Source organism: Streptomyces chumphonensis (assembly GCF_014779715.1).
In the GTDB taxonomy this organism is placed as follows: Bacteria; Actinomycetota; Actinomycetes; order Streptomycetales; family Streptomycetaceae; genus Streptomyces; species Streptomyces chumphonensis.
This window is the reverse complement of sequence record NZ_JACXYU010000004.1, coordinates 398,834-425,142: the sequence shown is the minus strand read 5'-3', so window position 1 is coordinate 425,142 and position 26,309 is coordinate 398,834. Positions and strand designations below refer to the sequence as shown.

Genomic DNA, 26,309 nt, shown 5'->3' with positions numbered 1-26,309 from the left:
GAGCGAACCGAGCAGGGCGGCGAGTGCCTCGCGGTCGGTCACGTCGCACGCGGCGACGCGGGCGTGGGCGCCGTGCGCCTCCAGGGCGGCGACGAGGTCGTCGACGCCCTCGGCGGCGGGTCCTCGGCGGCTCACCAGCAACAGGTCGCGGACGCCGTGGTGTTCGGCCAGGTGGCGCGCGATGAGGGCGCCGAGTCCGCCCGTCCCACCGGTGATCAGGACGGTGCCGTCGAGGTCCGCGCCCGCGTTCTCGGCGGGGGTGACCCGGGTCAGTCGGGGGGCGAGCATCCGACCGGCACGGAGCGCGAGTTGCGGCTCCTCCGTCCCGAGGACGGTGCTCCAGTCCGGTTGCTCCCCGGCGGGGTCCACGTCGACCAGGACGAACCGGCCGGGGTGTTCGGACTGGGCGCTGCGCAGCAGGCCCCACAGCGCGGCCTGGGCGACGTCGGGGGTCCCGGCGTCCGGTGCGACGGCGCCCTCGGTGGCGACCACCAGGCGCGTCGCGCTCAGCCGCTCGTCGGTGATCCAGCGCCGCACCAGGGCGAGGACGTTCGGCACGAGGGCGCGCGCCGCGTCGGCCGGGTCCTCGGCCGGGCCGGCCCCGCGGGTGAGGGCGGCGAGGGGCGTCACGACGGCGTCGGGCAGGCCGGTGTCGTCGGCCTGTGCCTGCTCCAGGACGGCGTCCACGGCGGCGTCGAGGTCGGTGGGTCCGTCCGTGGCGAGGACGGCGGTCCGCACCGCGGCGCCGGTGGCCTCGGCGGCGACCGGCGTCCAGGTCAGTCCGTGGAGTGCGGGGTGGGGGCCGCGCCGGGCGCCGTCGATCCGGGCCTGCTCGACCGGGCGCACCACGAGGGAGCCGATCGTGACGACGGGTGCGCCGGACTCGTCGACGGCGTCCAGGTGGAGCGCGCTGTCGCCCGTGGCGACCGAGCGGACGCGCAGGCGTGTGGCGCCCGGGCGGTCGAGTCGGACGCCGGTCCAGCTGAACGGCATGCGGTGCTCGCCGCTCCCGCCGCCGGTCACCAGGCCGACGCCGCTCTGCAGGGCGGCGTCGAACAGCGCCGGGTGGATGCCGAACCCGGCGGCCTCGGTGCCGTCGGGCAGTTCGACCTCGGCGTAGGTGGTGTCGCCGTCCCGCCAGGCGGCCCGCACGCCCTGGAAGGCGGGGCCGTAGTCGTAGCCGATGGCGGCCAGGTCGCCGTACAGCTCGTCGACGGCGACGGGTTCCGCGTCCGTGGGCGGCCACGGTGCGGGGAAGTCTCCCGCCGGGGCCGTCTCGGGGGCGAGCACGCCGCGTGCGTGGCAGACCGCGTCGCCGCCGGATGCGGGGCGGGTGTGGACGGCGACGTCCCGGCGGCCGTCGTCGGCGGGTTCCCCCACCGTGACCTGGACCTGGAGGGCGAGGCCCTCCGTCAGGATCAGGGGTGCCTCCAGCACCAGTTCGTCCAGCGTCGGAGCCTCGGTCCGCCGTCCGGCGGTGAGGGCGAGTTCGACGAGGCCGGTGCCGGGCACGACCATCGTGCCGAGGAGCAGGTGCTCGGCGGCCCACGGCTGGGTCTCGGTGGACAGCCGGCCGGTGAACAGCCACGCGTCGCCGTCGCCGATCCGCGCCGCGCCGGCCAGGATCGGGTGGGTGACGGCGTCGAGCCCGGCGGCGGTGACGTCCGCCGGTCCGGTGCCGGGGTTCATCCAGTAGCGCTCGCGCTGGAACGCGTAGGTGGGCAGGTCCGCCGTGCGGGCGCCGCTGTTCCGGTAGAACTCCGGCCAGTCCACGGCGGCACCGGCGGCGTGGGCACGGCCGAGGAAGCCGGCGAAGGTGGCCGCCTCGGGGTGCCGGGCACGCAGGGCGGGGAGCAGCACGGCGGCGGCGCCCTGGTCCGGCCGCGCGTCGAGGCACTGGCGCGCCATGGCGGTCAGGACCGCGTCGGGGCCCAGTTCCAGGAAGCGGCGGACGCCCAGGTCCCACAGCGTCGCGATGCCGTCGGCGAACCGGACGGCCTGCCGGACGTGCCGCACCCAGTACGCCGCGTCGAACGCGGAGACGGGTTCACCCGTCACGTTGGAGACGATCGGGATGGTCGGCGCGTGGAACTCCAGTTCCCGGGCGACCGCTTCGAACTCGGCCAGCATCGGTTCCATGCGGGGCGAGTGGAACGCGTGCGACACCCGGAGCCGGGAGGTCTTGCGGCCCTCCCAGCCCGGCAGCCACTCCTCGACGGCGTCGGCGTCGCCGGAGACGACGACGGCGCGCGGGCCGTTGACGGCGGCGATCTCCAGTCGTCCCGCGAACCCGGTCAGCGACGCGGCCACCTCGGCCTCGTCGGCTTGGACGGCGACCATCGCGCCCCCGGCCGGGAGCGCGCCCATCAGACGCCCGCGCGCGGCCACGAGCGTGCACGCGTCACGCAGCGACAGCACACCGGCCACGTGGGCGGCGGCCAGTTCGCCCACCGAGTGGCCGATGAGGTGGTCGGGGCGCAGGCCCAGCGACTCCACCAGCCGGAACAGCGCCACCTCGACCGCGAACAGGGCGGCCTGGGTGTACTCCGTGGCGTCCAGGCCGCCGTCCTCGGCGGCCAGCAGCTCCCGCACCGGGCGGCCCAGCAGCGGGTCCAGCTCGGCGCACACCTCGTCCAGCGCCGCCGCGAACCGGGGGAACGCCTCGGCCAGCTCCAGGCCCATCGCGGCGCGCTGCGAGCCCTGGCCGGTGAACAGGAACGCCGTCCTGCCGCCGACGGCCCGGCCTCCGGTGTCCTCGGCGGCGACGGCCGCCAGACCGGCGAGCAGTTCGTCCCGGTCCGAGGCGACGACGACGGCCCGCTCGTCCAGCAGCGCCCGCGTCGTCGCCGTGGCGTGGCCGACGTCGGGCACACTCAGCTCGGGGCGGTCGACCAGATGCGCGCGCAGCCGCTCCGCCTGCGCCCGCAGGGCCGCCGGGCCGCGTCCGGACAGCAGCACCGGGACGGCCGCCGGGGGCCGGACGTCCTCGCCGGGCACCTCCGCCTCGGCGGGCGCCTGCTCCAGGATCACGTGCGCGTTGGTGCCGCTGATGCCGAACGACGACACACCGGCGCGCCGGGGCCGGCCGGTGGGCGTGGCCCACGGCCGCCGGTCGGTCAGCAGCTCGACGCGGCCGGCGTTCCAGTCGACGTGCGGGGACGGCTCGTCCACGTGCAGCGTCGAGGGCAGCACACCGTGCCGCATGGCCTGCACCATCTTGATGACCCCGGCCACGCCGGCGGCGGCCGAGGTGTGCCCGATGTTCGACTTGATCGACCCGAGGAACAGCGGACCGTCGGTCCGCTCGCCGCCGTAGGTCGCGAGGAGGGCCCGCGCCTCGATCGGGTCGCCCAGGGTGGTGCCCGTGCCATGGCCCTCGACGGCGTCGACCTCGGCCGCGCTCAGGCCCGCGTTGGCCAGCGCCGCGCGGATCACCCGCTCCTGGGACGGGCCGTTGGGCGCCGTCAGACCGTTGCTGGCGCCGTCCTGGTTGACGGCGCTGCCCCGCACCACCGCGAGGACCCGGTGCCCGTTGCGGCGGGCGTCGGAGAGCCGTTCGACGACGAGCAGGCCGATGCCGTCGGCGAAGCCGGTGCCGTCGGCGGCGGCCGCGTACGCCTTGCACCGGCCGTCGGGTGCCAGGCCGCGCTGGCGGCTGAACTCGAGGAACAGGAAGGGGCCGGCGATCACCGTCACGCCGCCGACGAGTGCCATCGAGCACTCCCCCGCCCGCAGCGCCTGCGCGGCCAGGTGGATCGAGACCAGCGAGGAGGAGCAGGCCGTGTCCACCGTGACGGCGGGTCCCTCAAGGCCCAGGCTGTAGGCGATCCGTCCGGAGATCACGCTGCTCTGGGTGCCGCTGAGCCGGAAGCCCTCCAGCTCGGGCCGTCCCGCGCCGCCGTAGTCGGAGGTGACCGCGCCGCAGAAGACGCCGGTGTCGGTGCCGCGCAGGGACGTCGGGTCGATGCCCGCGTGCTCGAACGCCTCCCAGGCGCCCTCCAGCGCCAGCCGCTGCATCGGGTCGATCGCCAGCGCCTCGCGCGGGCTGATCCCGAAGAAGTCGGCGTCGAAGTCGCCCACGCCGTCGACGAAACCGCCGGCCCGGGTGGCGACCGTGCCCGGCTGCTCGGCGTCGCCGCCGTGCAGCCGGCCCAGGTCCCAGCCGCGGTCGGTGGGGAAGGCGGTCATCGCGTCCGTGCCGGACTCGACCAGCTTCCACAGCTCGTCCGGCGACGTCACGCCGCCCGGGTACCGGCAGCTCATGCCCACGATGGCCAGCGGCTCGGTGTCGCGGTCCTCCAGCTCGCGCACCCGGCGGTTGGCCGTCCGCAGCTCGGTGGTGACCTTCTTGAGGTAGGTGCGCAGCTTCTGCTCGTCCGTGGGGGCGTTCATGCCGACCCGAGCTCCTTGTCGATCAGATCAAACATCTCGTCGTCGGACACCACGTCCAGGCCGTCGTCCGCTTCGGCCGCCTCCTCGCCCGTCCCGCCGTCGACGCGGCTGAGCACGGCGCGCATGCGGTTGCTCAGGTAGCGCAGCCGGGGCTCGATCTCGGCCAGCCCGCTCTCGTCCTCGGCGACCCGGATGAGGAGTTCCTCCAGTCCGCGCAGCTGCTCGTCGAACGGCGAGCGCTGCTCCCGCGCCGCCGCCCCGCCGGCGTCCCCGCCGACCTCCTTGAGGAGCAACCGCGCGACCTGCGTCGAGGTCGGGTGGTCGAAGACGAGCGTGGCGGGCAGCCGCAGGCCGGTGCTCCGGCTCAGCCGGTTGCGCAGTTCCACCGCCGCCAGGGAGTCGAACCCCAGCTCCTTGAACGGCCGGTCGGGGTCGACCTCGGCTCCGGAGGCGTTGCCGCGCACGGCCGCGACCTGGCTCTGGACCAGCTCCAGGACGACGTCCTCGCGGTCCAGCTCGGCGACGCCCGCGAGCCGTTCGGCCAGCGACCCGCCCGCGCTTCCGGACCGCCGGGCCGGGGTGCGGGCCAGGCCGCGCAGCAGGGCGGGCAGCATGCCGTCCCGGGCCTGGGTCCGCAACGCGGCCGGGTCCAGCCGCACCGGGACCAGGAGGGCCGAGTCCGAGCCGAGGCTCTCGTCGAACAGCTCCAGGCCGAGTTCCGCGGAGAGCGCGCCGATGCCGGTCCGCCGCATCCGGGCGAGGTCCGCCTCGTCCAACTCGCCCGTCATGCCGGTGGAGTCGGCCCACAGGCCCCAGGCCAGCGCCGTGGCGGGCAGCCCGGCGGCTCGGCGCAGGTGGGCGAGGGCGTCGACGGCGGCGTTCGCGGCCGCGTAGTTCGCCTGCCCGGGATTGCCGAGCTGGGCGGCGGCCGAGGAGAAGAGCACGAACGCGGACAGGTCCATGCCGGCCGTCAACGCGTGCAGGTTCCACGCCGCGTCCAGCTTGGGCCGCAGCACCCGCTCGATCCGCTCCGGCGTCTGGGACTCGATGACGGCGTCGTCCAGCAGGCCGGCGGAGTGCAGGACGGCGGTCAGCGGCCGGTCCAGCGAAGCGAGCAGCCCGGCCACCTGCTCCCGGTCCGCGACGTCGCACGCCGCGACCCTGACGTCGGCGCCCCGGGCCTCCAGGTCGGCCACCAGATCGGCCACCCCCGCGGCGGCGGGCCCGCGACGGCTGACCAGCAGCAGCCGCCGCGCCCCGTGCCGCTCGACCAGGTGCCGGGCGAAGAGCGCCCCCAGGCCGCCGGTACCGCCGGTGATCAGCACGGTGCCGTCCGGGTCCAGCGGCGCCGGAACGGTCAGCACGACCTTGCCGACGTTGCGGCCCTCGCGCAGGAAGCGGAACGCCTCCCGGCCGCGCCGCACGTCCCAGGCCCGGATCGGCGACGGCGTCAGGACACCCTGCTCGAAGAGCGCGGTGATCTCGGTCAGCATCTCCTGGATGCGCTCGGGGCCCGCCTCCATGAGGTCGTAGGAGCGGTACCGGACGCCGGGGTGGGACTCCGCGACGGCCTCCGGGTCCCGGATGTCGGTCTTGCCCATCTCGATGAACCGGCCGCCGCGCGGCAGCAGGTCCAGCGAGGCGTCGACGAACTCACCGGCGAGCGCGTCCAGGACGACGTCCATTCCGGCGCCGTCGGTCGCGCCCAGGAACGTCTGCCGGAACTCCAGGTCGCGCGAGGACGCGATCCGGTCGGCGTCGACCCCCAGGGCCCGCACCGCCTCCCACTTGGCGGGGCTCGCGGTGGCGAACACCTCCGCGCCGAAGTGCCGCGCCAGCTGCACGGCGGCCATGCCGACGCCGCCGGCCGCGGCGTGCACCAGCAGCCGCTCCCCGGAGCGCAGCCCCGCGAGGTCGACCAGCCCGTAGAAGGCGGTCAGGTACACCACCGGCACGGCGGCGGCCTCGGTGAAGCCGAGGCAGTCGGGCATCGGGACCAGCGTGCGGCGGTCGGCCACGGCCACCGGGCCGAACGCGTCGGTGACCAGGCCGAAGACCCGGTCCCCCGGGCGCAGGTCCGTCACGCCGGAGCCCACTTCGAGTACGACGCCCGCCGCTTCACTGCCCAGCGGCGCGTCACCGGGGTACATGCCGAGGGCGATCAGCACGTCGCGGAAGTTCAGCCCCGCGGCCCGCACCCCGATCCGCACCTCGCCGACGCCCAGCGGCCGGTCGCCCTCGGAGGGCATGACCGCCAGGTCCTCCAGCGAGCCCTTCCGCACGCTGCCGAGCCGCCAGGCCCCGTCGGGGGCGCCGCCCGGGACCCGCGCCAGCCGGGGCGCCAGCGTCCGGCCCTCCCGCACCGCGAGCTGCGGCTCGTCCAGGGCCGACAGCCCGCCCCAGTCGGGGTCGTCGCCGTCGTCCAGGTCCACCAGCAGGATCCGGCCCGGGTGTTCGGACTGCGCGCTGCGCACCAGGCCCCACACCGGGGACGTCGCCACGTCCGGCGCCTCGTCCCCGACGGCCACGCCGCCCCGGGTCACGACGACCAGCCGGGGCTCGCCGGGCCACTCCAGGGCCAGCCACCGCTGGACCAGCGTCAGCGCGTCGGCGGCCACGGCGCGGGCGGCCTCGTCCGGACGACCGGCGGAGCCGACGACCTCGGCGATCACCAGGTCGGGCGCCTCCGCGCCCTCGGAGAGCGCCCGGCGCAGAGCGTCCAGATCGGTGTGGTCGGCGCCGAGCCGGAGCACCCGCGCGGGGGCCGGGGGAACGGCGGCGATCTCCGTCCAGTCGACCTGGAACAGCGAGTTCCGCGCGCCCCCGGCGCCGTCGAGCTGCGCCGGGTCGAGGGGCCTGAGGCCGAGGGCCCCGACGGAGGCGACCGACGCCCCGTCCTCACCCACCACGTCGACCCGCAGGGCGGAGCCGTCGGCGGGCGCGATCCGTACCCGCGCCCGGCCCGCTCCGGCGCGCCCGAGCCGCACCCCGGACCAGGAGAACGGCAGCTCCACCGAGGAGCCGGGCGTCTTGGAGAGCAGGGCGCCGTGCAGCGCCGCGTCGAGCAGGGCCGGGTGCACGGCGTGGCCGCCGGTCCCGGCGTCCTCGGGCATCGCGACCTCGGTGTAGACCGTCTCGCCGAGCCGCCACGCGGCCCGCACGCCCTGGAAGAGGGGGCCGTAGTCGAGGCCGATGTCCGCCATGCGCTCGTAGAACGCGCCCACGGCCACCGGCTCCGCGCCCGGGGGCGGCCACTGCGCGGGGAAGGGCTCGGCGGACGCGGCGTCGGCGGCCAACCGGCCGCGACCGTGGCAGACCGCCTCCCGCTCCTCGTCCTCACCGCCCTCGCGGCGGCTGTAGACCGCCACGTCCCGGTGGCCGTCGGCGTCGACCGGGCCGACGATCACCTGGACCTGTGCGCCGTCGGCTTCGGCCAGCACGAGCGGTGCCTCCAGCACCAGTTCGTCCAGCACCGGGCAGCCCAGGTCGCGTCCCGCCGCCAGGGCCAGGTCGACGAGAGCGGTCCCCGGCACGAGCACGGTGCCCAGCACGGCGTGGTCGCGGGTCCAGGGCTGGCCCTCCTGGGAGATGCGCCCGGTGTAGACCCACTCGTCGCGGTCGCCGACCGGCACGGCGGCGGCCAGCATCGGGTGCTCCACCCGGCGCTGCCCGGCGGCCGACGCGTCACCGGCCCGGTTGCCCGGGGAGAGCCAGTACCGCTCACGCTGGAAGGCGTAGGTGGGGAGGGCGACCCGTCGTCCGGCGGCGTGGAGCGGCCCCCAGTCGACGCCGACTCCGGCGGCGTGGGCCTCGGACAGGGAGGTGACGAAACGCCGCAGCCCGCCGTCGTCCCGCCGCAGCGACCCCACGGTGGCCGCCCGACCCTCGACCGTCTCCTCGACGGCCATGGTGAGGACCGGGTGGGGGGACATCTCCAGGAAGCACCCGGCACCGTGGTCGAGCAACGCCCGCACGGCGGGCTCAAACCCGACCCGACCCCGCAGGTTCCGGTACCAGTACCCCGCGTCCATCGACGCGGTGTCGATGAACCGCCCCTCCAACGAGGAGAAGAACCGCACCGAGCCGGAGACGGGCTTCACCGGGGCCAGCGCCTCCAGCAACTCCGCCTCGATCGCCTCCACATGCGCGGTGTGGGAGGCGTAGTCCACCGCGACGCGCCGCGCCCGCACCCCGTCCGCCTCACACACGGCCTGCAACTCGTCCAACGCGTCCGGATCACCGGCCACCACGACCGAACCCGGACTGTTGACAGCGGCGACGGAGACCCGACCCGCATACTCCGCGAGCAGTTCCTCCGCCCGCTCCACCGGCAGAGAAACCGACATCATCCCGCCGTGACCGGCCAACCGCTCCAACACCAGACGGCTGCGCAACGCCACCACCCGCGCACCGTCCTCCAACGACAGACCACCCGCCACACACGCAGCCGCGATCTCCCCCTGCGAATGACCCACCACCACCGACGGCTCCACACCGAAAGACCGCCACAACGCCGCCAACGACACCATCACCGCCCACAGAGCCGGCTGCACCACATCCACCCGCTCAAGCGACGGCGCACCCGCAACACCCCGCAACACATCCTCAAGCGACCACCCCACCAACCCAGCCAACGCCGCCGAACACTCCGCCAACCGCTCCGCGAACACCGGCGAAGCATCCAGCAACTCCACCGCCATCCCCACCCACTGCGCCCCCTGACCCGGAAACACGAACACCGACTTGCCACCCACGGCACGCGCCTCGACCACGTGCTCCGACGGCTCACCCGCCGACAACGCACCCAGCCCGGACAGCAGGGCACCGCGATCGGTGGCCACCACGACCGCACGGTGCTCCAGGTGCGCCCGCGTCGTCGCGGCCGAGAACCCCGTGTCCGCGACGGTCACCTCCGGCCGCGCGATCAGCAGGGCCCGCACCCGGTCGGCCTGCTCCCGCAGCGCCGCCTCACTCCGCGCCGATATCGGCACCGGCACCACCGGTGACGCGGCCTCGGAGGTCTCGGTCGGCGCCGGCTCCTCGGCGGGCGCCTCCTCCACGATGACGTGCGCGTTGGTACCGCTGATACCGAACGAGGACACGCCCGCCCGACGCGGACGCGCGGGCGCCGGCCAGTCGTGTGCCTCGTTCGGCAGTCTGATGGCCCCGGAGGACCAGTTCACGTGCGGTGACGGCTCGTCGGCGTGCAGCGTGGGAGGCACCACGCCGTTGCGCATGGCCATCACCATCTTGATGACACCGGCGGCTCCGGCGGCGGCCTGGGTGTGCCCGATGTTGGACTTCACCGAGCCGAGCCACAGCGGGCCCTCGGGGCGTTCGCGGCCGTAGGTGGCCAGCAGGGCCTCGGCCTCGATCGGGTCACCGAGCCGCGTGCCGGTGCCGTGGCCCTCGACCGCGTCGACGTCGGACGGGCGCAGCCCCGCGTTGGCCAGGGCCGAGCGGATCACCCGCTCCTGCGACGGGCCGTTCGGCGCCGTCAAACCGTTGCTCGCACCGTCCTGGTTCACGGCGGCGCCCCGCACCAGGCCCAGGATCCGGTGGCCGTTGCGGCGCGCGTCCGACAGCCGCTCCAGCAGGAGCAGGCCCGAGCCCTCACCCCAGCCCACCCCGTCGGCGGCGGCGCCGTACGCCTTGCACCGGCCGTCCGCCGAGATGGCGCGCTGGCGGCTGAACTCGACGAAGATGCTCGGCTGGGAGAGCACCGTGACGCCGCCGGCGACGGCGAGGGAGCACTCCCGCGACCGCAGGGACGCGCAGGCCTGGGCGATGGCGACCAGTGAGGCCGAGCACGCCGTGTCCACGGTGACGGCGGGCCCCTCGAAGCCGAACGTGTAGCTGATGCGGCCGGAGGCGACGCTGGCGGCGGAGGAGATCATGAGGTAGCCCTCGATCTCGTCGCGCCGGTCGCTCTGTCCGGCGATGACCTGGTAGTCGGAGTACATCGTGCCGATGAAGACGCCGGTGTCGCTGCCGCGCAGCGTCGTCGGGTCGATGCCGGCGTCCTCGAACGCCTCCCAGGTGCCCTCCAGCAGGACCCGCTGCTGCGGGTCCGTGGCCACGGCCTCCCGGGGCGTGACACCGAAGAAGTCGGCGTCGAAGTCGGCCACCTGGGGGGCGAACCCGCCCTCACGGGTGTAGGCGGTGCCGGGGTGGTCCGGGTCGGGGTCGTACAGGTGGTCCAGGTCCCAGCCGCGGTCGGCCGGGAACTCCGAGATCGCGTCACGGCCGGACGCCACGAGGTCCCACAGCTCCTGCGGCGACGTCACCCCGCCGGGGAACCGGCAGCTCATGCCGACGATCGCGAGGGGCTCGCTCGCCCGGTCCACCAGTTCCTGGTTCTGGCGCCGGAGGCGTTCCGTCTCCTTGACCGACTTCCGGAGCGCTCCCACGAGGTCGTTCTTGTCGGTGGCCACAGTTACGCCCTCCCGCCCGGACGCGGTGAGGCGACCAGGATTTCGACTGCTTTCATGCCACGTACTCCCCGTCTCGGGCCGCCGGATCGCGGTCGGCCGCCAAACGGCCGCAGGCCACGTCACCCGCCGGGCCGAGAAGAATTCCGGTAGCGGTCGGCCCGGGACATCCCGGACCCACGGCCGCCGCCGCACGGAATCCGCCTCGGCCCGCACGTCGTCCGCCGGGTCAACACCCGCCTGGACGTCGGTGGTTCACCCGGGGGACGGCTTCCTCGGCCATCCATGCGCGCGGCGAGCTCGTCACTCGAGCCGCGTCCGGGGCTCAGCGTGCCAAAGGCCGGGACGGCGCAACGAACCGATAGCAGGGAGCTGCCACGGCCGGACCGCCCTATCACCGAGCGTCAGCGGTCGAACGCGGTGCATCACCGGTTGCACCCTTCTCGCGCATCAAACTGCCACGTCGGGGTGTCGCGGCGGAGCCGCGCACCGACGGCCCGGCCCCCTCGGGCGGGGCCCGTCCGGCCGGTGGCAGCAAGGTGCCGCGGCGGGCCCCCGGCGGACCGCGCCGTCCCCTCCGGGCCGGTGCCGACGGCTTCGCGTAGCAGCAACCGGCCGGGATTCCGCGCGGGTCGTGGTCCGGCCGCCGAGGTGTGGTCGCGGCGGGGTAGGTTTCCTGCCCGATCAGAGGATCTTCGTCGGTGGCAGCGATCCCCGCCTCAGGGCTCGTCCGGTTCGCCGGCACCGTTCGCACACGAGGGGGCGGAAGTGGCGCGCGACAAGAACTGGGTGCGGCCCGGCGACCATGTGATCGTCACCGGGGGTTCCAGCGGTATCGGGCTGGCCCTGGCGGGCGAGTTCGCCGCCCGGGGCGCGGTCGTCTCACTGCTCGCCCGGAGGCCGACGGGGCTGGCGAGGGCTGCGGAGTCCCTCCGGGCGGCCGGCGCGACGGTGCACACGCGCAGCGTCGACGTCACCGACCGGGACGCCGTGACGGCCGCCGTCGAGGAGCTCCAGGAGGAGGCTGGGCCGTGCGCGGTGCTGGTGACCTCGGCCGGTCAGGCGCGGCCCGGCGCGTTCCTCGAACTGCCCGACGACGTGTTCCGCACCATGATGGACGTCGACTACTTCGGCACCCTGTGGGCGGTGCGCGCGGTGGCCCCGGGCATGACGCACCGGGGCCGTGGGACGGTCGTCACGATCGCTTCGGCGGCCGGCCTGATCGGGGTGTACGGATACACGGCCTACGGTGCCGCCAAGTTCGCCGTGCGGGGCCTGACGGAGGCGCTGCGCGGCGAGTTGGTCCCGCACGGGGTGCGGGTCTCCTGCGTCTTCCCCCCGGACGTGGACACCCCGCAGTTGGCGGAGGAGAGCCAGTGGAAGCCGGCCGAGACGGCCGCCATCGCGGGCATCGTCAAGCCGCTCCAGCCGTCGACCGTCGCCCGGGGCATCATGCGCCGGCTGGACCGGGGGCAGCCGGTGATCTGCCTGGACGGGTTCAGCCGTGCGCTCGCCCGCTGGGGCGGAGTCCTCGCTCCGGTGCTGCGCCGCTACATGGACGGCCGGGTGCGTGCCGCCCGGCGCGGGGCCGGGGGCGCGGCCGTCCGCACCGCGGCCTCGGCCGACTGAACGCCCAAGGGGTGGGTACGGCACCGTGTGCCGTACCCACCCCTGCGTGGACCGTCCGCGACGGCTACCGCGCTGCGGCGGGTGCCGGTTCGTCCCGGCTCTCGTCGTCGGCCTTCGGGGCCTCGGCGTCGATCTGCGCCTTGGTGCGGGCGTTGCGCAGCAGCACGAAGCTGACCAGGGCGAACAGCCCGACGGTGATGCCGCAGACGACCGCGCTGGCGTGGAAGCCGTCCATGAAGAACGCGAACGCCCGCTCGGCGAGCGGTGCGCCCACCTCGGGCGGCGCGTCGGCGGCGACGGCCATGGCCCCCGGGAGCGTCTCGACGGCCGCCTCCGCGGCCTCCGGCGGGAGCCCGTCGGGAACCGCGTCCTCCATGTTGTTGCGGTAGACGGCGGCGCCGATGCTGCCGAGCAGGGCGATACCGAGGGAGATGCCGAACTCCATGGCCGTCTCGGACATCGCCGCCGCCGAGCCGGAGCGCTCGGGGGGCGCGGTGCCGAGGACGAGGTCGGTGCCGAGCGCGAACACCGGGCCGAGCCCGCTGAACAGCACGATCATCGCGATGACCAGAGCGGACAGGCCGTCGTCCGCGCCGACCCCCAGCAGCATGAAGTAGCCGGTCGCGGAGATCGCGAGACCGCCGCCGACCAGGAACCCGGGCCGGACCCAGCGCACGAGCGCCGGGGAGGCCGCCGCCGTCACCATCATCACGAACGCCGACGGCAGCATCCACAGGCCCGCCTCCATCGGACCCTGGTCCTTGATGAGCTGCAGGTACTGGGAGATGAACAGGTACACACCGCCGACCACGCCCACACCGACGAGGAGCATCAGCAGCGTCGCGCTGAACTCGCTGTTGCGGAACAGGCCGACGTCGAGCAGCGGCTCGGTCAGTCGCTTCTGCCGCCTGACGAAGAGCACGCCGAGCAGCAGACCGGCGACCAGCACGGCCAGCGGCAGGGCGTGCAGCCCGTCCTCGGCCAGTTCCTTGACGCTCCAGATGACCGGGATCACCGAGCCGAGCGACAGGCCGACGCTCACGAGGTCCAGCTTGTGCGCGGACGGCGACTTGTACTCCGGCAGCAGGAACGGCGCGGCGACCAGGAGCAGGACCATGACGGGGACGGCGAGGAGGAACACCGAGCCCCACCAGAACGACTCCAGCAGCAGCCCGCCGACGGGCGGGCCGATGGCGATGCCGGAGGAGACGCAGGCCGCCCAGATCGCGACCGCCTGCGCCCGCTGCTTGGAGTCGGCGAACATGTTGCTGATCAGCGACAGCGTCGACGGCATGAGCGTCGCGCCGAAGAAGCCGAGCAGGGCACGCGCCGCGATGAGCATCTCGGCGCTGTTGGCGTAGGCGGCCACGAGTGAGGCCACCGCGAACCCGGCCCCACCGATCATCAGCAGCCGACGGCGGCCGATCCGGTCGCCGAGGGTGCCCATGGTGATGAGGAAACCGGCCAGCAGGAAGCCGAAGATGTCGATGATCCACAGCGTCTGGTTGGCCGAGGGCTGCAGATCGGCACCGAGGTGCGGCAGTGCCAGGTAGAGAACGGTGACGTCGACGGACATCACCAGGGTCGGGAGGGCGAGGACCGTGAGGCCGAGCCACTCTTTCGCCCCCGCCTTCCGGCCCTGCGCAGGGGTGGTCGCGTCCATCGTGTGAAGCCTCCGTTACCTCGCGGCCGCCGTGGCGATCGCGGTCTCACTTAGGGGGAAAGGGCCTTCGACCGTTCTCCCAGCTCACGGCAGGATCGGCCCACGGGGAGGCTAGTGCCGTGAACCCGCCGGCAGCCGGGGCGCGGACTCTCCTGGCAGCAACCTGCACGCGGGCCCACCCGTGGTGTGACGGCGGCCACGCCCCGCCGTCACACGGGGGCCGACGGCTCCGGGAGAGGGCATGAAGCTGTCAACCGGGCGGTGCGTCCCCGACGGTGTCCGGCGTCGGCGGAGCGGCCGGTCACCGCCCCCTCCCCGGGGAGCGGGCCGCGGATCCACCCGGGGAGCGGTCGGTGCGCGGGCCCGCGTCCTCGGAGAGAAGACCGAGCTCGGCGGCGCGCACGCCCGCCTGGAAGCGGGAGTTGGCGCCCAGCACGGTCATGATCTCCGCGACGCAGCGGCGGTAGGTGCGGATGGAGATGGACAGCTCCCGGGCGGCGACCTCGTCGGTGACCCCGGCGCGCAGACACTCCAGAATCCGCGCGGGCGACGTCGTCCGGCCGGCGTCGCAGAACTCGACGCGGTCCTCCATGGCCACCGACTGCCACCACAGCCCCTCGAACAGCGTGTCCAGGGCCCGGATGACGCTGGTGGCACGGATGACCGAGGCCTGCCTCCCGGCGGCGGACGGAGCGGCCACCATCGCGGCCCGCCCGTCCACCAGCAGCACCTGGAGCATCGGCACCCGTGCCACCCGGACCTCGGTGTTCGGCCGCTCCAGCACCGCCGAGTCCAGCAGGCCCACGCTCAGCATTCCCGAGGTGCAGAGTAAGCGCAGGTGGACGCCGGACGCGGCGGTCAGCAGGTGGTGGCAGACGGCCTGCGCGGCCTCCAGGTACTCGGCGTCCGCGAGCAGGATGTCGACGGTCGCCGACGCCCCGGCCGCCAGCCGGCGCGCCGCGTCGACCGCGTCCGTCCGGTCCGTGCCCACGGCGGTGATGAGCGCGTCCTGCGCCCGCCGTTGCCGGTGCCTCTCGACGGTCTCCTCGATGCGGCGGCGCAACTCCAGCAGCTCCGCCTCCACGTCGTCGTCGGAGCGGAACCCGCTGACGCCGTTCGCCTGGCGCCGCTTCCCGGTGGACGGTGCGCGGGCCACGGAGTCGTTCACGCGCCCTCCGCGGCGTGGGCCAGGCGGGCCTGCCGGTGCCCCGCGCCCGGATGCCGGGAGAGCAGACCGAGTTCGACGGCCCGGACACCGGCCTGGAAGCGGGAGCTGACCCCGAGCTCGCTCATGACCTCGGCCACGTGCCGGCGGTAGGTGCGCAGCGACACCTGGAGCTCCCGGGCCGCCACGTCGTCGGTCTGCCCCTCGCGGAGCCGCTCCAGGACGCGCCGCGCCGAGGGGGAGTGCAGGGAGCCGCTGAGGCGCAGGTGCTCCTCCAGGGGGCGGGCACCGCCCCAGGAGCAGGCGAACAGCAGGTCCAGGGCCCGGACGGAGGCCGGGTCCCGGATGATGGCGATGCCCTCCGGAACGTCGGGGCCGGCCTTGATGAGGGCCAGGCATCCGTCGACGATGAGCGTCTCCTCGGGAGCGTTCTCCATGACCCGGATCTCGCAGTGCGCGGCGCGCAGTTCGGCGGGGCTCGGTATCCCCGCGCGCAGCGCGGCCGGGCCGCAGAGCAGCCGGACGGCCACCCGGCGGGCACCGGACGGCGCGCCCGCCGACGACGCCGTGTGCGAGGGGCGCCGCAGCAGCGTGGAGAGGAGCGAGAGCGTCTCCTCGTCGTCGCCGGGCAGCGAGGCGGTGACGGAGTGCCGGGCGCGCCCCATCAGCCGTTGCAGGCTCGCCTCAAGATCCGCGTCGCCCGTGGGCACCACCAGCGGGCTGCCGTCCGAACGGCTGCGGTGCAGCGACATGGTGGAGTCGATCAGCTCCCGGGCCTCCAGGAGGGCCCGCTCCATCCGGTCGGCGAAGTCGACCTCGCCCCGGTCTCCGGGAGGCGGTTCCTCGGCCTCCGTGCGGACGCCGCGGCGGGGGACGGTGCCGGACGAGCCGGTTCCCTCGCCTGGCGGATTTGTGGCAGCACTCTTTGCGTCGAACACAATGACCCCCGTGCTTGTGCATTTTCAGACGCTTCAGGATGTCGGCGGGCGAAAGCCCGTGCAGGAAGACGTGGTTATCGATCCCGGACGGACGCGGGAATCCGCACCCGCAGCCAGCACCCCGTTGAATCTGAAACTGTTTACCGCGCAATTACCTTGCCATGGGCACGTTCACCTCGTCCGTGACGGGCATCACGTCCAACGAAGTGACTTGTCGCGCACAGTAGTTCGTTGGACCGGAGCCAGTCAACGAACAGGGTGAGTCGGCTCGTATACCATCGCCCAACTCTGAGGGAACGGGGAAACCCGGAGTTCCGGGCCTCCGCCGCTCTTCGGGAAGCCCGAATACCACACCCTCGGGGAAGAGATCTGATCGATCATTCCGCGCCCCGGAACCGCACGTCAGGCGGCGGTCGTGGACCATGACGACCCGACGACCTCGGTACCATGACAGGGGACTGCGGGAGGGGCGAACGCCCCGTGCTCGCGACCACGTTGACGGGGGGCTGCGGTGGAGGCGCTACACACGGGAGACCCGGCGACGGTGGGCCCGTACCGGCTGCTGGGACGACTCGGGGCCGGCGGCATGGGCCAGGTGTTCCTCGGCCGCGCGCCGAACGGCAGAGTCGTCGCCGTCAAGCTCATCCACGCCGAACTGGCCGCCGACGAGGAGTTCCGCCGCCGCTTCCGCAGCGAGGTGACGGCCGCCGGGCGCGTCAGCGGCCCCCGCACCGCGCCCGTCCTCGGCAGCGACACGGAGGCGGCGGTGCCGTGGGTGGCCACCGGCTACGTCCCCGGGCCCTCGCTGCACGAGGTCGTCACCTCCCTGCACGGACCGCTGCCCGAGGCGTCGGTGTGGCGGATCGCCGCCGGACTGGCCGCAGCCCTGCGAGACGTCCACGCCGCGGGAATCGTCCACCGGGACCTCAAGCCGTCCAACGTCCTGATCACGCTGGACGGCCCGCAGGTCATCGACTTCGGCATCGCCCGCGCGGCGGAGGCCAGCGTGGCGACGCGCACCGGGTCCCTGGTCGGCTCCCCCGGCTACATGCCGCCGGAACAGATCCGGGGCGAGACGGTCAGCCCGGCCACCGACGTCTTCGCCCTCGGCGCCGTCCTCGTCTTCGCCACCACCGGCACCGGGCCCTTCGGCGCCGGGCAGCCCTCACTGCACACCGTCCTGTACCGGGTTCTGCACGAGAAGCCCGAACTCGGACCTGACGACGGCCCGTTGTCCGGTGCCCTGCGGGACCTGGCCGTGCGCTGCCTGGCCCGGGAGGCGGGCGACCGGCCGTCCGTCGAGGAGGTCGCCGCCGTCACGGCCGACCACGCCGACGCGTCCGGCGCCGACGACGCCGGACTGCCGGCCGCCCTGACCGCCCGGCTCGGCCGGGACGCCGCCGCCCTGCTGGCCCTGGAGGGCCCGGAACCGACGCAGGTCTCGACCCCCGCGACGCCCCCGCCCGCACCCACCGCGCCGCCCCCGCCGCCCGAAGCTCCGCCACCCCCGCCGCCGTCCGCCCCGCCGACGTCCGCTCTGCCACCGTCCGCCCTGCCGACGGTGACCGCCGCCGTGCCGGGCCCCGGCCCGGCACCCGGCCCGCCGCCCGGCCCGGCCGCTCCGCCCGGCCAGGCCCGGCCCCGGCGCGTGCTGGCCATCGCCGGGACCGCCGTTGCCGTCGTCGTCGCCCTCGCGTTGACCGTCCTCCTCGTCCGCCCCTTCGGCGACGACGGGAAGGAGCAGGCCGACAGCGCCCCCGGCGCCTCCTCCGACCCCCGACCGGGACCGGACGCGGACCGCGCGTCCCCGCCGGAGGAGGCCGCGCAGCCCGAGCAGGACGAGGAGGAGCCCGAAGCGCCCCTCTACGACGAACTGCCCTCGTTCGTCCGGGAGGAGGGCGAGATCGTGGTGCACTCGGCGGGGGGCGGCCTGCCCCTCGTCTCCGATGTGTACGCCGGTGACACCACCGGTTTCGAGCCCGACCTCGCCGCCGCGCTCAGCGAGCAGCTCGGGGTGAGGTTCACGTTTCGCCGGGTCGACTACAACCAGCAGCTGCACGGGATCCTGAACGTCGCCCAAAGCGGGGGCCCGATGAACGGCGTCGCCACGAGCAGGCACGTCGATGATCCGAACGCGCCGTCGATGACTGAGGACTTCGACATCATCCCCTACTACCGGCAGAGCACGATTCTCGTCGTGACCGAGGGGAATGCCACGCGTACGAAGAGTTTCGACGACGTGTGCGGAGGGACCGTCGCCGCCCTTCCCGGACTGGAGGACCTGGCTCGCACCCACAGCGAGGAGTGCGATGCGTCGGTGACCGTGTCCGGGATGCACGAGAAGAAGGCGGCGGAGGCCGTTCGGTCCGGCGAGGTCGACGCTCTGCTCGTCCCCCACACCATCGCGGTCGGCCTGCTCGCCGAACCGGAAGGCGACGGACTGGCGGTGGCCGAGGCGCGGATGGACACCGACCTCGTCGGCCTCGCCGTCCTGAACCCGGCCGAGCCGCTCGCCGACGTCCTGCGGCAGGCGCTCCAGTCCCTGATCGAGGACGGCACCTACGCCGAACTGCTGGAACGGTGGGGCATGGAGGACCTGGCCGTCGACTCCGCCACCGTCGTCGACTGACGCCCCCGGAGCGGCGCGCCGGGCGTGTTTCCGGCACGGTGCGCCGGTGTGCTTCTTTGATCGACTGAGCCGTGGAGCGGACGTCGACCAGTGATCCGTGCCCCATGAGGCCATGCGAAATCAAACCGTTCCATGACACCGGTCACGCCTGTTTGCAGATGCCCTGGGTGAACGGAAGGAATTCACCTGGCCACACTTTGTTTGACATTAATCATGACGCACTTACTTTGCCTGTGACAAAACCCGCTCAATTCGCGGGAGTTGCACCGTCCCCGACAGTGGCCCCCGGTGCGGTGGACCGCCGGGAGGGGACGCGCCGCCGGGAGGCATTCCCGACCTCACCGCGGGTCCTTGCGCATGCACCAGGTGCGGGGGCGTCCGTCGGGGCTCGGGCCAGTGTGTCGACCGAGGCGGAGACGTCGGCGTCGGTGAGGGGACGTACGACAGGGATGCCCGGGTGATGTGCCGTGCTCACCGCGTCATCCTGTCAGCAGGGGGCACGGGGAGCGGCGCTCCGGCACCACCGCTCACACCGGCCAGGAGCGGGCGGGGTCGTCGAGCCACGCCCGGTGGCCGTCGGGCGTCACCGTGAGCCCGAAGCGGGTGTGGTCCGGGCGGCCTTCGTCCCGCCACCAGCGGTACGCCGCCTCGACCTCGTCCCACAGGCGACGCGGACCGGACTGCCACACCCGCGCCGCCCCGCCCGCGTGGAACAGGACGCACGCCCAGGACCGGTCCCCCGTCCCGTAGAACCACACCGGCCGCGCACCCCCGCGCCGTTCGGCGACGGCCTGCACACAGGCGCGCACGCGCAGGCCCAGGGCGAAGGGCAGCGCGGTGTACCGCCCGGTGACCAGCTCGTCCTCGACGACGTCCGTGGTCGAGGTGGCGGCGTACCGGAACACGTCCGCCGGGACGTGGTCCTCGTGCCGGTGGGACGGGAGCCGCTGGGCGCGCAGCTTCATGCACTCCACCGGCCGGGTGAACCGGCCCGACGCGACCCCGCGTCCGACCAGCAGCCGGACGACCGCGTCCGCGTTCCCGAAGTGCGTGCCCCACGGCGCGACGATGACGCCGCCGGGACGCGTCTGCTCGATCCAGGCCGCCGGTACCGCACGCAGCCCGACCGTCGCCAGGACCCGGTCGTAGGGTGCTCCGGCCGCGTGCCCCGCCGCGCCGTCGCCCACGACGACCGTCGGGCACGGGGAGCGCCGCCGCAGCCGCGCGCGGGCCGCGTCGGACACCGCCCGGTCCACCTCGACCGTGGTCGCCCGGCCCCGCACACACCGGTGCGCCAGGGCGGCGGCCGTCTCACCCGTGCCCGTGCCGACGTCGAGCACGGCCATGTCCTCGGCCGGTGCGGTGTCGGCGAGCATCGCGTAGACGACCGAGGGCGCGGAGGAGGAACTGGACGCCACGCGTCCCGGCCCGGGCCCCGCGTGCTCGCCGTCGTCCCACTGCGTCACGACGGGCGCGTTGCCGTCCGCCGCCGCGTACCAGCCGTCGGGGTCCGCCACCCGGTCCACGACCGCGGCGGCTCGGCGCTCCATGTCCCACGGCCAGATCACGTCCGGCAGGAAGTCGGCACGGTCCACGGCCGCGAAGACCGGCAGCCACCCGGGGGACACCGCCCCCGCGTCCAGGAGGAGCCGCCCGAGGGCGGCCCGGCCGGGACGCAGGTCCCGCAGGTCACGCAGATCACCCGTGCTCACCTGCGGTGCGTCCCGTCACCGGGCGGGGTGTCCCCGTCGGGCGACGGCGGCTCCTGCGGTGGCGTCCAGGGCGTACCGGGATGCCCGTCTCCCCCGCTCCCGCCCTCCCCGCCGTACCCGCCGTGCCGTCCACCGAGCCTGCGCCACGCCCCGCATCCGTCCATACCGGGCTCCCTTCCTCACCCTCCGTCACCGTTCCCCGAGTCCGCGAGGCGTTTCAACGGCGCACCGGAGCACGCCCCCTGGGCTGCGGCCAGCCGCACGCCCGCCCCGGTGGCACGAGGACCGGATGTGCGGCGAGCAGGTAGTGGACGGCGTCGTCCCCCGCACACACGGTGGCCGGGCGTCCGCCGTGCAGCCGGGCGAGAGCGGCGTCCTGCGCCGCCACATCGCCGACCCACCGCCGCATCACCGCACCCGGGTTGGCGGCGGCGGAATGCACCTCGCGCAGGCAGGCGGTGGGCAACGGCCCGGAGTCCCCCGGGCGGGGGTCCAGAGCCGTCGCGACGAGGCGGGCCTTCCAGCGCAGCCACCGCAGGGCGAGGCCGGGCGTCGCGGCGCGGTGGGAGCCGAGCTCCCAGCCGCGTGTCAGGTCGCTCGCGCGGGCGATCAGCACGCAGTCGTACCGCACGTCGCCCAGCCACCTCATCGGCGCCCTTTGCGACGGCAGATGCCGCACGCGAACCGACAGGGGCCGGCTCGGCCGGTCGGAACGAACACCACACCGTCCCTCGGCCTCTCCGCCGCCGCGCGGGGCGGCACCCGGCGCGGATCCACCGCCTCCGGGCGGACGTCCCGCCCGGTCACCGGGGCATCCGGCTCTCGCGGTTGGCCAGGGTGAGGCGTGCGCGGATCAGCTCGTCCCGCGTCGGGCGCCGCACGTCCGCCGGATCGGCCAACCACGCCTTCCCGCCACCGAGCGGGCGCAGCAGGTACGCACTCCGCTCGCCGTGGAACTCGCCCACGGCCTCCCCGACTTCGTCATACAGCGTCTCCCCCGCTTCCGGTCGACCACTCGTCATGCGTTCTGCCCCTTCAACTTCCCGCGACCGACGGCCGTCGCCCTCTGTGTCGAACCCGTCACAGCCTGACCGTCGCGGGGCTACCGTGGAAGACGTGACGTGCTGACACAAGCGCCGTCACCAAAGCGTCGGGATCAGGAGTCATATGCCAGAGCAGGCGGGGCGGCTTCCGGCTTACGCCGAGGAGCTGAAGGAGCGACGCATCGAGGCGGGGATGAGCCAGCGGCAGCTCGCGAAGGAGGTCTTCGTTCACCACACGCTGGTCGCACGGTGGGAGTCTGGCACCAGGAAGCCCGGCGAGAGGGAGGCAGTCCGTCTGGATCTGGTTCTCAACACGGGTGGCACCTTCCAACGCTTCCTGGACCGCAACCCGTTCGCTCCGCACTTCGACCGTGCGGCAGAGGCGGAGGGGGAGGCGGTGCGGATCGAGGAGTACGCAGCCGTCCTGGTCCCCGGGCTGCTCCAGACGGAGGCGTACGCACGCGCGGTCTTCCTGGGAGCGGAGTTCTCCACATCACCTGACGTTGTTGACAAGCGCGTTGTCAGCAGGTTGAAGCGCGCGTCGATCCTGGACAACGAGCTGCCTGAGTGCTGGTTCATCCTCTCCGAAACGGTGCTGCGGGTCCTCGTCGGCAGCGCCGGCGTGATGGCCGAGCAGCTGACGCACATCACCGACCTGGTCAGACGGAACCGCGTTCGCGTGCAGGTCGTGCCCTTCAGTCAGGGAAACCACGGCGCGATGAGCGGCTCGGTGCTGTCTCTGATGAAGTTCTCCGATGCGCCGGACCTGGCCTACGTGGAGGCCCTGCATACGGGCAACGTCATGGATGACGACCAGCCGGAACTAGTCCAGCACTGCCGCGATGCCTACGATCTCGCCAGGGCTGCCGCACTGTCGCCGGGGCTCTCACTGCACCTGTTGGACACAGTGACGAAGGAGTACAGGAGCTATGAGCATGGCGTTCTCCCTGACCAACGCGGCTTGGCGCAAGTCCAGTTACAGCGGGGGTGACAACGGCTCCTGCGTCGAGGTGGCTGACGGCTTCCCCGGTGTCACGCCCGTCCGGGACAGCAAGAACCCCACCGGCCCCGCCCTGGTCGTCGCCGACGACGCCTGGCGGGCCTTCGTCGGATACGCCCGCACCACCCACGTCTGAGTCGGCCCCCGCACCGACCGGGACCGGTCCGCCGGGGCGGCGCGTGCGAAGCCGTCCCGGCGACGGGGGGCGGGTAGTCCCGGAGCGGCACCCACGGCTAGCGGGGCTCGCCGTGGGCGGTGGGGGCGTGGGCGAGGGCGCTCGGGGCGAGGCGGCCGACGATGGCGGGGGCCTCCTGGACGAGTGCGTCGTCCACGAGTGCCTCGACCATGAACAGGGCGAAGTCCACCCGGCGGGTCAGGTCGCTGGCCAGCACCGGGTCGCCGACGTGGCGGCTCCACACGGGCAGGCCCTGGCTCTCCCCCTCCTCCAGGCTGCTGCCGCGCACAACGGTCCACCGGGTGTCGCTGGCGAAGATCCGGCGGCACGCCTCGACCTGGTCCTCGATCTCGATCGCGCGGACGAGCTTGCCGAGCCGGCTGGCGATGCCGACGCCCGCACGGAACAGGCGGGAGTACCGGTCCTGCCCGTCGCGGCTGATGTGCCAACCGCAGGAGAAGACCAGGCGCGCTCCGGGCCGGGCGTGGTCGAGGACGGCCTGGGCGGTGCCGGAGGAGTACTGCTGGACGCCCCACGGCACGAGGACGGTCAGCACGCCGTCGCACCCGGCGACCGCCCGCCGGATCACCTCGGGGTCGTTCGTGGGGCCGGGGACGATCTCCATGCGGCCCTCGAACGCGGCGAGCTTGGGGACGCTGCGCTCGCGGCACACGCCCACGACCTCGTAGCCGCGTTCCAGCGCGTGCCGGACCATGTACTGCCCGAGCTTCCCCGAGGCTCCGATGACGCAGACCTTCTTGATCCGTTCCGTACCGCTCATGGTTCCGCCCTCTCGCCACCCTGCTTACCTTATCTTGTAAGGCACGGTAGCCTTATGCTGTAAGGCGGTCAAGTGGAGCGATGGAGGAACGCATGGGAGAGGGCGGCAAGGGGCGGCGCGGAGCGCGCGGACGGGCGCCCCTGAGTCGGGAACGGGTGATCCGCGCGGCGGTGGCGGTGGCGGACGAGAGGGGTTCGGCCTCGGCGCTGACGATGCGGGCCGTCGCCGAGCCGCTGGGCGTCGAGGCGATGTCGCTCTACCACCACGTGAGCGGCCGGGAGGACCTCCTGGACGGCATGGTCGACGCGGTGTTCGGCGAGATCGAGCTGCCACCGCGCGACACGGAGTGGAGGAGCGCCATGCGGCGCCGGGCGCACTCGGCGCGCGCCGTCCTGCGCGGCCACCCGTGGGCCGTCGCGCTGCTGGACTCCCGCACCCGGCCGGGGCCCGCGACGCTGCGCCACCACGACGCCGTCATCGGCGCGTTGCGCGCCGGGGGGTTCTCCGTGCCGCTGGCCGCGCACGCGGTCTCACTGATCGACAGCTACCTGTACGGCTTCGTCATCCAGGAGGCGAGCCTGCCGTTCAGCGGTTCGACGGAGCTGGAGGAGGTGGCGGGCGCCATCCTGCGCGACATGCCCGCCGACGCCTATCCGCACCTCACCGAGCTGGCGACCGAGCACGCGCTCAAGCCGGGGTACGACTACGCCGAGGAGTTCACGTACGGCCTCGGCCTCATCCTCGACGCCCTCAACCCGGACGAGACGCCGACGCCCCGGTGACGCACCGCCGCCCCGGCACAGGGGTCCGGGGCGGCGGGGTGCGGGCGGCGGTGGGGCGGCTCAGCCGAGGAGGGTGACGTCGCGGACGGCGCCCTTGTCGGCGGAGGTCGCCATCGCGGCGTACGCGCGCAGCGCCTGCGAGACCTTGCGGTCGCGGGCGACGGGGGCGTACCGGCCGCCCAACGCCTCACGCCGTGCGGCGAGTTCGGCGTCCGGCACCTTCAGCTCGATCGTCCGGTTCGGGATGTCGATGGCGATGCGGTCGCCGTCCCGGACGAGGGCGATCGTGCCTCCGGCCGCCGCCTCCGGGGAGACGTGGCCGATGGACAGGCCCGACGTGCCGCCGGAGAAGCGGCCGTCGGTGATCAGGGCGCACTTGGCGCCCAGCCCGCGCCCCTTGAGGAACGCCGTCGGGTACAGCATCTCCTGCATGCCGGGGCCGCCCTTGGGGCCCTCGTAGCGGACCACGACGACGTCGCCCTCGGCGACGCGCTTGGCGAGGATGGCCTCGACCGCCGCCTCCTGGGACTCCACGACGACGGCCTTGCCCTCGAACGTCCAGATGGACTCGTCCACCCCGGCCGTCTTCACGACGCAGCCGTCCTCGGCGAGGTTGCCGTGGAGGACGGCGAGGCCGCCGTCGGCCGAGTAGGCGTGGGCGGTGTCGCGGACGCAGCCGTTCGCGGCGTCGGTGTCCAGGGTGTCCCACTGCTCGGACTGGGAGAAGGCGGTCGCCGAGCGGACGCAGCCGGGGGCGGCGTAGAACATCTCGGTGGCCTCCGGGGAGGGGGAGCCGCCCCGGATGTCCCACTCCTTGAGCCAGTCGGCCAGGGACGGGCTGTGCACGGCGTGCACGTCCTCGTGCAGGTGGCCGGCGCGCTGGAGCTCGCCGAGGATGGCGGGGATGCCACCGGCCCGGTGGACGTCCTCCATGTGGTAGTTCCCGTTCGGCGCCACCTTGCAGACGCACGGGACGCGGCGGGAGACGGCGTCGATGTCCGCCATCGTGAAGTCCAGCCCGGCCTCCTGGGCGGCGGCGAGCAGGTGGAGCACGGTGTTGGTGGAACCGCCCATGGCGACGTCGAGGGCCATGGCGTTCTCGAAGGCGGCGCGGGAGGCGACGTTGCGCGGGAGGACGGTCTCGTCGCCCTCGTCGTAGTAGCGGCGCGCGACGTCCACGACCGTGCGGCCCGCGGCCTCGTACAGCTCCTTGCGGGCGGTGTGGGTGGCCAGCACGGAGCCGTTGCCGGGGAGGGCGAGGCCGAGCGCCTCGGTGAGGCAGTTCATCGAGTTGGCGGTGAACATGCCGGAGCAGGAGCCGCAGGTGGGGCAGGCGGCCTCCTCGATGCGCTCCAGGTCCTCGTCGGAGACGGTGTCGCTGACGGCCTCGGACATGGCGTGGACGAGGTCGAGGTTGCTGCGCACCGTGCCGTCGACCAGCGTCGTCTTCCCGGCCTCCATGGGCCCGCCGGAGACGAACACGACGGGGATGTTCAGCCGCAGCGCCGCCATGAGCATGCCGGGCGTGATCTTGTCGCAGTTGGAGATGCAGATCAGCGCGTCGGCGCAGTGCGCCTCGGTCATGTACTCGACGGAGTCGGCGATCAGGTCGCGCGAGGGCAGCGAGTAGAGCATGCCGCCGTGGCCCATGGCGATGCCGTCGTCGACCGCGATGGTGTTGAACTCGCGCGGGACGCCGCCCGCCTCCTTGATCGCGTCGGAGACGATGCGGCCGACGGGCTGGAGGTGGGTGTGTCCGGGGACGAACTCGGTGAAGCTGTTGGCCACCGCGATGATGGGCTTGCCGAAGTCCTCGCGGGCTACGCCGGCGGCCCGGAGGAGGGCGCGGGCGCCCGCCATGTTGCGGCCGTGGGTGACGGTGCGGGACCTCAGCTCGGGCATGGTCTTCCACTCCCTGGAGAGTCGGGGGCTTCCTCGCCCCCGAGCGTACGCCCGTCCGCTCATGATC

At 73.9% G+C, this 26,309-nt stretch carries 15 protein-coding genes; 5 read left to right on the top strand and 10 right to left on the bottom strand.

Going from position 1 to position 26,309, the window contains the following annotated elements:
- Window positions 1-4,392: type I polyketide synthase (locus IF129_RS11825; protein ID WP_191209513.1), on the bottom strand; the 4,392-nt coding region annotated here is incomplete at its 3' end.
- Window positions 4,389-10,826, bottom strand: coding sequence for a type I polyketide synthase (locus IF129_RS11820; protein ID WP_191209512.1), 6,438 nt, complete (start codon window positions 10,824-10,826; stop codon window positions 4,389-4,391). The genes IF129_RS11825 and IF129_RS11820, both read right to left, overlap by 4 nt.
- Window positions 10,827-11,591: 765 nt before the next feature.
- Here IF129_RS11820 and IF129_RS26940 point away from each other — a divergent pair.
- Complete coding sequence (locus IF129_RS26940) at window positions 11,592-12,452, top strand: SDR family oxidoreductase (protein WP_191209511.1); 861 nt, start codon at window positions 11,592-11,594, stop codon at window positions 12,450-12,452.
- Window positions 12,453-12,516: 64 nt separating this feature from the next.
- Here the strand turns inward: IF129_RS26940 and IF129_RS11810 are convergent, their stop codons facing one another.
- From IF129_RS11810 to IF129_RS11800, 3 genes are all read right to left on the bottom strand, one after another.
- Window positions 12,517-14,115 (bottom strand): MFS transporter, encoded by a 1,599-nt coding sequence (locus IF129_RS11810; protein ID WP_191209510.1) that lies wholly within the window; start codon window positions 14,113-14,115, stop codon window positions 12,517-12,519.
- A 301-nt stretch (window positions 14,116-14,416) separates the two neighbouring features.
- Window positions 14,417-15,283 carry a transcriptional regulator gene (locus IF129_RS11805; RefSeq protein ID WP_191209509.1) on the bottom strand — a complete coding sequence of 289 codons (867 nt, stop codon included), beginning with the start codon at window positions 15,281-15,283 and terminating at the stop codon, window positions 14,417-14,419.
- The gene (locus IF129_RS11800; RefSeq protein ID WP_191209508.1) at window positions 15,280-16,218 is read right to left on the bottom strand and encodes a helix-turn-helix transcriptional regulator; all 939 of its coding nucleotides are present in this window, start codon (window positions 16,216-16,218) and stop codon (window positions 15,280-15,282) included. Before IF129_RS11800 ends, IF129_RS11805 begins: the two co-directional genes overlap by 4 nt.
- A 511-nt stretch (window positions 16,219-16,729) precedes the next feature.
- Here IF129_RS11800 and IF129_RS26715 point away from each other — a divergent pair.
- Window positions 16,730-18,847, top strand: coding sequence for a protein kinase domain-containing protein (locus IF129_RS26715; protein WP_191209507.1), 2,118 nt, complete (start codon window positions 16,730-16,732; stop codon window positions 18,845-18,847).
- 527 nt (window positions 18,848-19,374) lie between these two features.
- On the opposite strand, the gene IF129_RS11790 is transcribed toward IF129_RS26715, so the two are convergent.
- The 3 genes from IF129_RS11790 to IF129_RS11780 all read right to left on the bottom strand — a co-directional run bounded on the left by IF129_RS11790 (window position 19,375) and on the right by IF129_RS11780 (window position 21,581).
- Complete coding sequence (locus IF129_RS11790) at window positions 19,375-20,559, bottom strand: methyltransferase domain-containing protein (protein WP_318153682.1); 1,185 nt, start codon at window positions 20,557-20,559, stop codon at window positions 19,375-19,377.
- 217 nt (window positions 20,560-20,776) lie between these two features.
- Window positions 20,777-21,208, bottom strand: a complete 432-nt coding sequence (locus IF129_RS11785) for a hypothetical protein (RefSeq protein ID WP_191209506.1) — start codon at window positions 21,206-21,208, stop codon at window positions 20,777-20,779.
- A 154-nt stretch (window positions 21,209-21,362) separates the two neighbouring features.
- A complete protein-coding gene (locus IF129_RS11780; protein ID WP_191209505.1) occupies window positions 21,363-21,581 on the bottom strand; it encodes a hypothetical protein in 219 nt (72 codons plus the stop codon).
- Window positions 21,582-21,726: 145 nt separating this feature from the next.
- Between IF129_RS11780 and IF129_RS11775 the strand changes: the two genes are divergently transcribed.
- Window positions 21,727-22,593, top strand: a complete 867-nt coding sequence (locus IF129_RS11775; RefSeq protein WP_191209504.1) for a helix-turn-helix domain-containing protein — start codon at window positions 21,727-21,729, stop codon at window positions 22,591-22,593.
- On the top strand, window positions 22,532-22,738 hold the full coding sequence (locus IF129_RS11770; RefSeq protein ID WP_191209503.1) for a DUF397 domain-containing protein: 207 nt from the start codon (window positions 22,532-22,534) through the stop codon (window positions 22,736-22,738). Before IF129_RS11775 ends, IF129_RS11770 begins: the two co-directional genes overlap by 62 nt.
- A 97-nt stretch (window positions 22,739-22,835) precedes the next feature.
- On the opposite strand, the gene IF129_RS11765 is transcribed toward IF129_RS11770, so the two are convergent.
- On the bottom strand, window positions 22,836-23,558 hold the full coding sequence (locus IF129_RS11765; protein ID WP_191209502.1) for an NAD(P)-dependent oxidoreductase: 723 nt from the start codon (window positions 23,556-23,558) through the stop codon (window positions 22,836-22,838).
- Window positions 23,559-23,638: 80 nt separating this feature from the next.
- On the opposite strand from IF129_RS11765, the gene IF129_RS11760 reads away from it, so the two are divergent.
- The gene (locus IF129_RS11760) at window positions 23,639-24,340 is read left to right on the top strand and encodes a TetR/AcrR family transcriptional regulator (protein ID WP_224754756.1); all 702 of its coding nucleotides are present in this window, start codon (window positions 23,639-23,641) and stop codon (window positions 24,338-24,340) included.
- 60 nt (window positions 24,341-24,400) lie between these two features.
- Here the strand turns inward: IF129_RS11760 and ilvD are convergent, their stop codons facing one another.
- A complete protein-coding gene (gene ilvD, locus IF129_RS11755; protein WP_191209501.1) occupies window positions 24,401-26,242 on the bottom strand; it encodes a dihydroxy-acid dehydratase in 1,842 nt (613 codons plus the stop codon).
- Between the last annotated feature and the right edge of the window lie 67 nt (window positions 26,243-26,309).

Excerpts from the sequence above, each read along its gene's own strand:
- IF129_RS11810 (WP_191209510.1), bottom strand. The coding sequence starts at position 14,115 with ATGGACGCGACCACCCCTGCGCAGGGCCGGAAGGCGGGGGCGAAAGAG.
- IF129_RS11785 (WP_191209506.1), bottom strand. The coding sequence starts at position 21,208 with ATGAGGTGGCTGGGCGACGTGCGGTACGACTGCGTGCTGATCGCCCGC.
- IF129_RS11780 (WP_191209505.1), bottom strand. The coding sequence starts at position 21,581 with ATGACGAGTGGTCGACCGGAAGCGGGGGAGACGCTGTATGACGAAGTC.
- IF129_RS11775 (WP_191209504.1), top strand. The coding sequence starts at position 21,727 with ATGCCAGAGCAGGCGGGGCGGCTTCCGGCTTACGCCGAGGAGCTGAAG.
- IF129_RS11770 (WP_191209503.1), top strand. The coding sequence starts at position 22,532 with ATGAGCATGGCGTTCTCCCTGACCAACGCGGCTTGGCGCAAGTCCAGT.
- IF129_RS11765 (WP_191209502.1), bottom strand. The coding sequence starts at position 23,558 with ATGAGCGGTACGGAACGGATCAAGAAGGTCTGCGTCATCGGAGCCTCG.
- IF129_RS11760 (WP_224754756.1), top strand. The coding sequence starts at position 23,639 with ATGGAGGAACGCATGGGAGAGGGCGGCAAGGGGCGGCGCGGAGCGCGC.
- ilvD (WP_191209501.1), bottom strand. The coding sequence starts at position 26,242 with ATGCCCGAGCTGAGGTCCCGCACCGTCACCCACGGCCGCAACATGGCG.